Source organism: Roseovarius indicus, from assembly GCF_008728195.1.
GTDB lineage: Bacteria > Pseudomonadota > Alphaproteobacteria > Rhodobacterales > Rhodobacteraceae > Roseovarius > Roseovarius indicus.
The window spans coordinates 2,152,987-2,163,441 of record NZ_CP031598.1 but is presented as its reverse complement, the minus strand read 5'-3'; the positions used below and the strand labels follow the sequence as shown (position 1 = coordinate 2,163,441).

General features: G+C 63.5%; 12 protein-coding genes. 5 read left to right on the top strand and 7 right to left on the bottom strand.

Features of this window, described 5'->3' with window-relative positions; genetic code table 11:
• The first annotated feature begins 46 nt into the window (after positions 1-46).
• The 5 genes from RIdsm_RS09965 (at position 47) to RIdsm_RS09945 (ending at position 5,411) form a co-directional block, all read left to right on the top strand.
• The gene (locus tag RIdsm_RS09965; RefSeq protein WP_236553181.1) at positions 47-910 is read left to right on the top strand and encodes an alpha/beta hydrolase; all 864 of its coding nucleotides are present in this window, start codon (positions 47-49) and stop codon (positions 908-910) included.
• Positions 907-1,737 (top strand): tryptophan 2,3-dioxygenase, encoded by an 831-nt coding sequence (locus RIdsm_RS09960; protein WP_057813572.1) that lies wholly within the window; start codon positions 907-909, stop codon positions 1,735-1,737. The genes RIdsm_RS09965 and RIdsm_RS09960 overlap by 4 nt, the downstream gene beginning before the upstream one ends.
• Positions 1,737-2,927 carry a kynureninase gene (kynU, locus tag RIdsm_RS09955; RefSeq protein ID WP_057813574.1) on the top strand — a complete coding sequence of 397 codons (1,191 nt, stop codon included), beginning with the start codon at positions 1,737-1,739 and terminating at the stop codon, positions 2,925-2,927. The genes RIdsm_RS09960 and kynU overlap by 1 nt, the downstream gene beginning before the upstream one ends.
• Positions 2,928-3,063: 136 nt before the next feature.
• Positions 3,064-3,645, top strand: a complete 582-nt coding sequence (locus RIdsm_RS09950) for a hypothetical protein (protein ID WP_057813576.1) — start codon at positions 3,064-3,066, stop codon at positions 3,643-3,645.
• A gap of 35 nt (positions 3,646-3,680) precedes the next feature.
• Positions 3,681-5,411, top strand: coding sequence for a methyl-accepting chemotaxis protein (locus RIdsm_RS09945; protein ID WP_057813578.1), 1,731 nt, complete (start codon positions 3,681-3,683; stop codon positions 5,409-5,411).
• 155 nt (positions 5,412-5,566) lie between these two features.
• Here RIdsm_RS09945 and RIdsm_RS09940 read toward each other — a convergent pair whose 3' ends face one another.
• The 7 genes from RIdsm_RS09940 to RIdsm_RS09910 are packed head-to-tail and all read right to left on the bottom strand — an operon-like array spanning position 5,567 to position 10,396.
• Complete coding sequence (locus tag RIdsm_RS09940; protein WP_057813580.1) at positions 5,567-5,881, bottom strand: hypothetical protein; 315 nt, start codon at positions 5,879-5,881, stop codon at positions 5,567-5,569.
• Positions 5,878-6,264 carry a response regulator gene (locus tag RIdsm_RS09935; RefSeq protein WP_057813583.1) on the bottom strand — a complete coding sequence of 129 codons (387 nt, stop codon included), beginning with the start codon at positions 6,262-6,264 and terminating at the stop codon, positions 5,878-5,880. Before RIdsm_RS09935 ends, RIdsm_RS09940 begins: the two co-directional genes overlap by 4 nt.
• Positions 6,265-6,300: 36 nt before the next feature.
• Positions 6,301-7,149, bottom strand: a complete 849-nt coding sequence (locus RIdsm_RS09930; RefSeq protein WP_074940113.1) for a CheR family methyltransferase — start codon at positions 7,147-7,149, stop codon at positions 6,301-6,303.
• 10 nt (positions 7,150-7,159) lie between these two features.
• Positions 7,160-7,633 (bottom strand): chemotaxis protein CheW, encoded by a 474-nt coding sequence (locus RIdsm_RS09925; protein WP_244955856.1) that lies wholly within the window; start codon positions 7,631-7,633, stop codon positions 7,160-7,162.
• Positions 7,630-9,732 (bottom strand): chemotaxis protein CheA, encoded by a 2,103-nt coding sequence (locus RIdsm_RS09920; RefSeq protein WP_057813585.1) that lies wholly within the window; start codon positions 9,730-9,732, stop codon positions 7,630-7,632. Before RIdsm_RS09920 ends, RIdsm_RS09925 begins: the two co-directional genes overlap by 4 nt.
• Complete coding sequence (locus tag RIdsm_RS09915) at positions 9,729-10,109, bottom strand: response regulator (protein ID WP_057813587.1); 381 nt, start codon at positions 10,107-10,109, stop codon at positions 9,729-9,731. The genes RIdsm_RS09920 and RIdsm_RS09915 overlap by 4 nt, the downstream gene beginning before the upstream one ends.
• Complete coding sequence (locus RIdsm_RS09910) at positions 10,106-10,396, bottom strand: STAS domain-containing protein (RefSeq protein ID WP_064260618.1); 291 nt, start codon at positions 10,394-10,396, stop codon at positions 10,106-10,108. The genes RIdsm_RS09915 and RIdsm_RS09910 overlap by 4 nt, the downstream gene beginning before the upstream one ends.
• Positions 10,397-10,455: the final 59 nt, after the last annotated feature.

Here is a 10,455-nt window from a genome sequence, read left to right as displayed (position 1 = left end):
CCGAAATTTATTTCAAGCTTAAACCTTCAAGCTTGAAATATTGCAAATGACAGATACTGTGCACCCACCCGCCAAGGCGGACCAGACGCGGAGGAACGAGATGATCGACTGGGACGACGCATTCGAGAACATGGCCTACATACCCGGCGGCGCTGCCCTGCCCGGCCAATGGGCCGAGGCCGCCGGGGCCTACCGTGCGGAGATGGCCAAGGCCGGGCGCCTGCAAGAGGATGTGGCCTATGGCGATGGCCCGCGCGAGGTGATGGATATCTTCGCACCCGAGAGCGAAAGCCGCGGCCTCATGGTCTTCGTCCATGGCGGTTACTGGCGGGCCTTCGACAAATCCTCCTGGTCCAACCTCGCCCGCGGCTGTGTCGAAAGCGGCTGGACGGTGGCCATGCCCTCCTATCCCCTCGCCCCCGACGCCCGGATCAGCGAGATCACCCAATGTATCACCCGCGCCGTGACCGTCGCCGCGGGCCAGGTTCCCGGCCCGATCCGCCTCTCCGGCCACTCCGCCGGCGGGCACCTCGTGGCCCGGATGATGTGCCAGGGCGTGCTGCCCGAGGATGTGGCGGCCCGCCTTGCCCGCGTCACCTCGATCTCCGGCCTGCACCAGCTCGGCCCCCTGACCGCCATCAAGCTCAACGACACCCTGCGCCTGACGCCCGAGGAAGCCGAAGCCGAAAGCCCCGCCGGGTACGACCCGCTCCCCGGCGTGCCCCTCACCGCCTGGGTCGGCGCACAGGAACGCCCCGAATTCATCCGCCAGACTCGCCTGATTGAAGAGGTCTGGGGCCTCAAGGGCGCCGACGTCACCTCCGTCTACGACCCCGGTCACAACCATTTCACCGTGATCGGCGGGCTCGAAGACCCCGACAGCCCGCTCACGAAAGAAATACTGAGATGAGCGGATACGACCCCACCAGCGACGGTGCCAAGACGGCCTTCGCGGGCGACATGAGCTATGGCGACTACCTTGCCATCGACTCGCTCCTCGAGGCCCAGCACCCGCTGTCGGATGCCCATGACGAAATGCTCTTCATCATCCAGCACCAGACCTCGGAACTCTGGATGAAACTTGCCCTGCACGAGCTCGGCACCGCCCGCGACCTTCTGCAGCAGGGCCGGCAGGAACAGGCTTTCAAGCTGCTCACCCGCGTCGCCCGCATCTTCGAGCAGTTGAACGGCGCGTGGGACGTGCTGCGCACCATGACGCCCAGCGACTACACGACCTTCCGCGAAAGCCTCGGGGCCTCCTCGGGCTTCCAGTCGCACCAGTACCGCCTGATCGAATACCTGCTCGGCAACCGCAACACGGCGATGATGAAGGTCCACGAACACCGCCCCGACCTGCATGCCCTGCTGGAAGAGGAACTGGAAAAGCCCACCCTCTACCACGTCGCCCTGCGCCTGCTGGAAACCCACCTCGGCCGCAGCTTTGACCCCGACATCTTCCGCCTGCGCGAGCCGCATAAAGCCGACGAGGCCGTGATCGAAGCGTGGACGATCATCTACCGCGCCCCCGACAAACACTGGACCCTCTACCAACTCGCCGAAAAGCTTGTCGACCTCGAAGACTACTTCCGCCGCTGGCGTTTCAACCACGTCACCACGGTCGAGCGCGTCATCGGCCTCAAACGCGGCACTGGCGGCACCAGCGGTGTGAGCTACCTGCGCCGGATGCTCGAGGTCGAGCTCTTCCCCGAACTCTGGCACATGCGCGGAGGACTATGATGACCACCCTGCCCCGAAAAGACCTCTTTGACCTGCCCGAAGGCGTGATCTATCTCGACGGCAACTCGCTCGGGCCCCTGCCCAAACACGTGCCCGCCCGCGTGGCCGAGGCCGTCACCCGCGAATGGGGGCAGGAGCTCATCCGCGCGTGGAATTCGTGCGGCTGGATGGAACAACCCCTGCGCGTCGGCAATGCCGTGGCCCGGCTCATCGGCGCGCCCGAGGGCTCTGTCGTGATGGGCGACACGCTCTCGATCAAGGTCTTCCAGGCCCTCTCCGCCGCGCTCGCCATGCGCCCCGACCGCCGGGTGATCCTGTCGGACAAAGGCAACTTCCCGACCGATCTCTACATGGCCGAAGGCCTGATCGCGCTGAAAAACGCAGGCTACGAGCTGCGTACCGTCGCCCCGGAAGAGGTGGCCGACGCCATCGACGACAGCCTCGCCGCCGTGATGCTGACCGAGGTCGATTACCGCACCGGGCGGCGCCACGACATGCACGCCATTACCGACAAGGCCCACGCCGCCGGTGCCGTGATGATCTGGGATCTCGCCCACAGCGCCGGCGCCCTCGAAATCGACCTCGCAGGCTCCAACTGCGATTTCGCCGTCGGTTGCACCTACAAGTACCTCAACGGCGGCCCCGGCGCGCCGGCCTTCATCTACATCCGCCCCGACCTCGCGGCCACGGCCCAACCCGCCCTCTCGGGCTGGCTCGGCCACGATGCGCCCTTCGCCTTCGAACAAGGCTACCGCCCCGCCCCCGGCATCGAACGCATGCGCGTGGGTACGCCCCCGGTGCTGCAAATGACCGCCCTCGAAGCGGCACTGGAAGTCTGGGCCGAAACCGACATGGCCGAGATCCGCGCCGCCTCCGTCGCGCTCTGCGAACAGTTCATCGCCGAGGTCGAAACCGCCTGCCCCGACCTCCATCTCGTCAGCCCGCGCGACGCGCAACACCGCGGCAGCCAGGTCTCCTTCGCCTTCGAGCACGGCTACGCCGCCATGCAGGCCCTGATCGCCCGCGGTGTCATAGGCGACTTCCGCGCACCCGATGTCATGCGCTTCGGCTTCACGCCGCTCTATATCGACAGCGCCGACGTCTCCGCCGCTGTGACAATCCTCGCCGATATCATCGATACGAAAGCCTGGGACAGGCCGGAATTCCACCGGGCAAACCGCGTGACGTAATCGAAACTACGAGCAATTCTACGTAAATGGCAGCGCGATAACGCGCGCCGACATCCCCCGTCATGCGGGATTTAACGGCATGTAAGCTAATTTTCCCTAGCCCTGTTCATTGTCCAAACATGAACGGAGTCCTTCCATGCACAAAGTCCTCTTCGCCCTCACGGCCGTGGCGAGCCTGTCCGCCACGACCCTGTCCGCCACCGCGGACGACTTCTCGGCCACCCTGTCGAACTACTACGAGACCGCGATCGCACACTGGGCGAACGACCCGGCGCTGATCTCGGCCATCGAGGCCCAGAACGCCGCGCGCTCTGGCCTGACCCAGGCCGATATCGACGCGATGGACGCCGAATGGCGCTCCGAAGTCGGCGCGGCCGATGCCCCGATTATCCAGCCCGTACTTCACAACGACGCCGCCGATTTCCTGCGCACGCGTGTCGAGGACTCGGGCGGCGTCATCACCGAAGCCTTCGCGATGGATGCCCATGGGCTCAACGTCGCCTCCACGTCCATGACCTCGGACATGTGGCAGGGCGATGAAGCGAAGTTCACCGAAACCTACGCCAAAGGCCCCGGCGCCATCCATCTGGGCGAGGTGGAATTCGACGAATCCACACAGACCTACCAGGGCTATATCTCGGTCACCCTGACCGACCCGGAAACCGGTGAACCGGTGGGGGCGCTCACCGTGGGCGTCAATGCCGAAGCACTGATGTAAGGCCCTCGGGCTGCGTCAAGGAACTGGAGGTTCGGATGCAAATCAACGTGTTTTTCAAAGCCATCACCATGGTCTTCCTCACGGCGGTCTGCGTCGCGACCATACCGGCACTGCAATACTCGGCCATGCTGAAAGGCATGGTCGGCGACCAGATCATCATGCGCGCCACGTCCGCCACCTCGGCCCTTGCCGATCGGTCGGCCGGCGCCATTCGGTTCGAAAAGTTCGATCGCATCGAAGAGGAAATGAGCAACCTTCTCGAAAAGGAGCATGGTGATGTCGTCGGGCTCGCGGCTTATCGCCCGGGGGCCGAGGAAGCGGCTCGCGCCGGCATGGAAGGCTTCGATCCAAGCTCGACCCTCAGGCCCTTGGCGATCGCCGCAATGGAACGGGGCGAGCCGCAATTCAGCGAAGACGGCACAGCCGTGGTCGTTCCCGTCATTATGGGCGAGGAGAACACGATCGTCGGCGCCGTCGGCAGCCTCTGGTCCCCCGAGGGGCAGATGCAGATCGTCCACGAGGCCAGCCAGGAGGCATGGCTCTGGGCCATCGGCGTGCTCGTGTCCCTTTTACTCATCTCCGCCTACCTGCTGCGGCGCTGGCTCTCGCGCCCGCTCGAGGACGTGACCGCTGCCATGACACGGGTTGCGGAAGGGCAGTTGGAAACGCCTGTGCCACATCTCGGCAAGGGTGACGAGATCGGGCGCATCGCCCGCGCCCTCGACGGTCAGCGCGAAAAGCTGGTGCGCGCGCGAGAGACCGAACGCCTCGCCCGCGAGGCCGATGCCAAGGCCCGCGAAACGGCCGAAATGATCGCGCAGAAAGAGCAGGAACAGCGCACGGTCGTCGATGCGCTTACCGTCGGCCTCGACGGTCTGGCCGAAGGCGATCTGACCCGGCGTATCGAGATCCCCTTCGCACCGGAATACGAGGCCCTGCGCAAGAATTTCAACCGGGCGACCACGCTCCTGTCGACCGCCGTCGAAAAGGTGCGCGACAACGCCGGTTTCATCAGCCAGCGATCGACCGAGATCGCCCGGTCGTCCGACGATCTCTCCCAGCGCACCGAAGGCCAGGCCGCCACGCTCGAGGAAACCGCGGCGGCACTCGACGAGCTCACCCGCAGCATCGCCACCACAGCCAGTGAAAGCCGCGAGGCGGCCGATATTGCCGACACCGCACGCTGCGACGCCGACGAAACCGGCCACGTCGTGCACCGGGCCGTCGACGCGGTCAGCACGATCGAGGAAAGCTCGGCCCAGATCCACCAGATCATCGGCGTGATCGAGGATATTGCCTTCCAGACCAACCTGCTGGCACTCAACGCCGGGGTCGAGGCCGCACGGGCTGGCGAGGCCGGCAAGGGGTTCGCCGTGGTCGCGACCGAGGTGCGCGCGCTCGCGCATCGTTCGTCCGAGGCCGTGCTCGAGATCAAGTCGTTGATCGACGGCTCCGCCACCCATGTCGAGGAAGGTGTCTCGCTCGTACGAAAGGCCGGCGACGCGCTGCAATCCATCGTCCGGCAGGTCGCGGATATTTCCATCCATATCACCCGCATCGCGGAGCGCACCGCCGAGCAATCGGCCGGCCTCACCCAGATCAACACGGGCGTCGGCCAGCTGGACGGTGTGACCCAGCAGAATGCGGCCATGGTGGAAGAATCGACCGCCGCCACCCACCAGCTCGACCAGGACGCCCGGGATCTCAACGCCGCTGTCCAGAGCTTCCGCACCGACCCGCGCAACGGAACAGCCCGGGTCGCATGACCCGGGCCGCCGCGAACCACGCGGGCAGGCATTTCGCGAAGAGACCTCCTCCTCGCGATCACGCCACCCTGGCGCCAAGCGGAACATCGAAACAGGCAAACAAGAAAAACCCCGACACATGTCGGGGCTTTTTTCGTCGGCTGCGGCGGCTGTTTTCAGGTGCGCCGGCAGCCGCTTCTTATCGATTCCAGATAGATACCATCAACGGCGTCGGCGACCGAAATGATGCAACCCTCAAGCTCCTGCCGGGCAAGATTACCCGCCAGGATCCTCAGACAGTCGACCGACTGCCTGAGGAGATCGACATCCTGCAGCAAAACAAGCGGCGGTCGGGTCCCGTCACCGCTGACCAGCCAGTCGCCGACAGCTTCATCGATCTCCGCGGACTTGGCCGACAGGACCTCCAGCAGCTTCGCGGTGTTCGAAAGCACGGCCGCCAGCGAAATGTTTTCATCTTCATTCATCGTCATAGCGGCCCCACGACGCGCTCGATGCAGGCCTTCAGGTCGGCCGAAGAAAACGGCTTCTTGAGGTAATTGTTCATGCCCAGCTGGTTTCCCTTGTCGACGATCTCCTGCGATGCGGTACCGGTAATCAGGATGAACCCGATCCGCTGCGTCGCCTGGTACTGCCGCAGCCCCGCCAACAGCTGCAGGCCATTCGCCCCAGGCATGTTGTAGTCGGAAATGACCAAGTGTACCGGCTTCACCGCAAGTTTGCGGAACGCGCTTTCGCCATCATTGCAAAAGTCGATGGTCTTGATGCCGATATCCTCCAACGCCTGGATGATCAGGCCCCGGCTGACCGACATGTCGTCCACGACCATCACGCTCAATCTTTCTTTCAGACTCACGATCGTCTCCTGTTTTCCTGAGGCCGCAGCGGAGGATCACGTGCGGCAATACTGCGTCACGCCGGTCGGCGTGAACTGGTCGACCGCCGGGCCCGAGACACGCTCGGAATGCCCGACGAACAGATAGCCGCCCGGCGCCAGAACCTCCGCGAACCGCGCCCAGAGGCGCGCCTGGGTTTTGGCGTCGAAATAGATCACCACGTTGCGGCAGAAGATCACGTCGAAGCGACCACGCATCGGCCAATCCTGCATCAGGTTCAACTCCGTCAGCGTGACCAGCGACTTGACATCAGGGGCGATCGGCACTCCGGCTTCCCGGGTCTCCGCCGGCCCGAACATGAGCCTTCGCATGTCGGGCGGTATCTGCGGCTCGTCGGCATCGGTGTAGATCGCCGCGCGGCCAGCGCGGATCATCTCCGGATCGATATCCGTCCCGAGGATACGCAAGTCATGGCGGTTCACGTCGGGCATCAGCTTCTTGACGGTCGCCGCGATGCTGTAGGGTTCCTGCCCCGACGAACAGCCGGCCGACCAGATGCGCACCCGCCCACCGCTGCGAGCCCGCGCAATGAGCGGTGGCAAAATCTGCGCCTGCAAGGCTTCAAAATGGTGCACTTCACGAAAGAACTTCGTCACATTCGTCGTCAGAAGCGAGATCATTCGGCGCCTCTCGGCGGCGCCATCGGCCGACTCCAGATGCTGGCAATACGCATCGAAATCGGCGAGATCGAGATCACGCAATCGTCGCGCCAGGCGCGACGTCACCAGGTTACGCTTGCCGTCGCTCAGTACAATGCCGCTTTCCGAGTAAACGAGCTCGGAAAGTCGCAGAAAGGATCTGTCGTCGAGTTCGTTGCGCACCATCGCCGGTGCGGGCGTCGGCATGCGGGTCACGTCATACTGCCTCACCCTGAACCGACGGCAACACCTCGGCCAGATCCATCTTTCGGATCATCCTGTCTTCTATGACGAGGACACCGGAAATGAATCGCCGCACCGTGTCGTCGACGATATCCGGAATGGGCTGAAGATCACTTGGAGACACCGTCAGGATATCAGAGACCACATCCGCCAGAAGCCCGACAGTCTGGTTTTCAAGCACCGTGATGATGATCACGGTGCGCGGGTGAGGGTCTGTGGCCCCAAGCCCCAAGCGTTCTGATAGGTCTACCACCGGGACGACAGAGCCACGCAGGTTTATGACACCTTTCACATAGCTTTGCGCCCGCGGGAGGATGGTTGTCTCCGTCCAACCGCGTATCTCCCTGACCGATGTGAGGTCAAAGCAGAAATCCTGGTCCGACACCCGGAAAGCCACGACTTCCTGGTAGGTTCTCGAAGGTTCTAGTACCGCGTGTTTCATGGTCATACCGCCATTTGGAAAGAGGAATGTCCCGACCCCAGGCCGCCGCTGCCACGCGCGATGCTGTCCGGGTCGATGATGAGCGCGATCCGCCCGTCGCCGAGAATGGTGGCGGCGGCAACGCCTTGAACCTGCTGGTAGTTGGTTTCGAGGCTCTTGATCACGACCTGCCGCTGATCCTGTATGTCATCGACAATCAGGGCATAGTGCTGATTGGCATCGGATTCGATCAGCAGCAGCACGTGGGAGTCGATATCGGCGACCGATCCTCGAAACCCGAAGAAGCCACCCAGATCGATGACGGGAACGAGACCGCTTCGGTTCTTGAGGACCCAACCGCCGGATCCTATCGCATGGATGGCGGCAGACCGCGGCTGCAGGGTTTCCTGGATCGCGGAGATCGGTACCACCATCGTTTGGTTGGCGACCCGGATCACCATGCCCTCGAGCACGGCCAGCGTCAGCGGCAGGCTGATCGAAAACGTCGTGCCCTCACCCGGTTCCGAATGGATCGAGACCCGCCCGCCGAGTGTCTGGATTTCACTGCGCACAACGTCGAGACCAACGCCACGGCCCGACATTTCCGACACCTCGTCCTTGGACGAAAAGCCCGGCAGAAACAGGAGGTTGTCGATCTCCGCCGCAGAGAGCGTATCTGATTTTGCAATGAGGCCACGCTCGACCGCCAGTTTCCTGACTTTCTCGCGATTGATGCCTCCGCCATCATCGGCGACGTCGATCATCACCCGGCCGGATCTATGCGCCGCCGTGATCGTGACTGTGCCTTCGCGCGACTTGCCGGCTGCCTCGCGCTGGTCGGCCGTTTCGAGGCCATGGTCGATGGCATTGCGAATCATGTGCGTTAGCGGATCGACAAGGCGTTCGATTACGGTCTTGTCGACCTCGGTGTAGTCCCCGTTCGTGACGAAACGCACTCTCTTTCCGGTGGCAGCTCCAGCCTCGCGCACGATACGCGCCATGCGTTGGAACATGGGTTTCACCGGCTGAGCGCGGACTGCCATCACACCCTCCTGTATCTCGCCAGCCAGTTGCTTGAGACTTTCCAAAGCGGCCGAAAGGTCGCTTTCCGTTTGCCCGGGAAGATCGGTGATCGACTGCGACAACATCGCTTCCTTGATCACCAATTCTCCCACCAGGTTGATGAGCTTGTCGATCTTGTCGAGATCGACCCGGATCGTACCGCCCGGGCGAGGTGCACTGCTGCCGGCCGTTGTGGCAGCGGGCTCGGGCCCTGCGGCTTCCGGTTCGCGATCGGTTTCCCGGGTGGCATCGGAATCTTCGCCACCACCGATCAGTTCGGACAAGGACGGCAGCCCTGCAGCCGGAACCTCCTCTGGCGGATCAGCCGGTCCGGCCTCCTCGTCGATGTCGAGCCGGCAGGCGCCATCGACGAACTCGAAAACGTCGCGAATATCCGTCTCGCTCGCGCGGGTTGAAAGCGTCGCGGTCCAGGCAAGATGACACTCCTGCGGGGTCAACCTGTCAAGCTGGGGCACGCCGGACACGTCGGCCTCTACGTCGAGCCGGCCAAGGCCGGCCAAGGCCCGGAACAGCACCAGCGGCTCATTTCCGGAGGCAAAAAGTCCGGGCGCGGCGGAAAAGCGTATGGTGAAAACCCGATCCGCGCCCCCTCCCGCACCGATGTCGAGCGTCACGGGTTCGAAATCCGGTGGCGCGTCATCTTCGCTGTCTGCGCTCGTGCCGATTGCATCGTGCAGCAGCTCAAGCAAGCCAGCGCCGCGAGGCGGGACATCGCCGCCATTTCTGGCAGCAGACACAAGGTCGGACAGGTTGTCGCCGCACTGCCGGAAGAGATCGAGAAGTTCCGCATCGGCCTCGCATTTACCCGAACGCACGTGATCCAGCGCAGTTTCGAACTGGTGGGCGAAGGCCACGAGATCGGTGAAGCCAAAGGCTCCCGCCCCGCCCTTGATGGAATGGACGGCGCGAAAGATGGCGTTCATCGTCTCGCCATCCTGCCCGCCACCCGCCAGCAGATCGAACCCATCATGCATGGATTCGAGCAGTTCCTCACACTCCTCGAAGAAAGAGCTGCGAAAATCCTCGGTTCCGTTGGAGCTCATCGACGCACCTCCGGTCCTGCGACCCGTTCGATCGCCCATAGAAGTTTGTCCTCGTCGAAAGGTTTGACGATCCAGCCCGACGCCCCGGCGGCGCGGGCGCGATCCTTCAGGTCTGCGGCACTCTCGGTCGTCAAAACCAGGATCGGCACCACCCGGTCGCGCGACCGGCCCCTTGCGGCCTCGATGAAGCCGAAACCGTCAAGGCGGGGCATGTTGATGTCCGTGATCACCACATCGGGGTCGGATTGGTCAAAGCGGCGCAAGCCGTCTTCACCATCCTCGGCGAGCTCGACTTCGAAACCGGCCGAGCTTAGCGTCGCGTTGAGAAGATTGCGCATGGTGCGGGAATCGTCGATTGCCAGAACCTGTACCGTCATGCCGCGACCTCCGGATCCGGCGAAATGCCGATTTCGGAGCCTGCAATACCGAGTGCCCGGCACGCGTCGAGCAATGCGTCGCTCGGTTCGGACACCTCGAATGCGATATCACTCTGTGCCCATTGGCGTCGGGCGGCGATAAGCACCTGAAGCCCCAGCGCCCCGGCAAAGGCAACCTGACCGGCACCGACGGTCAGGGGGCGGCCCCGCCGTACCATGAGGTTCTCGGTGACCGTCTGAGCCGCGGCGCTGTCAAACCGCGCAGGCAGCAATAGCTTGTCGTCCATTGTCGAAGTCCTTCTTGATCGGAACATGAACATGCGTGTCTCGCCTCGCCTTTCCGGCA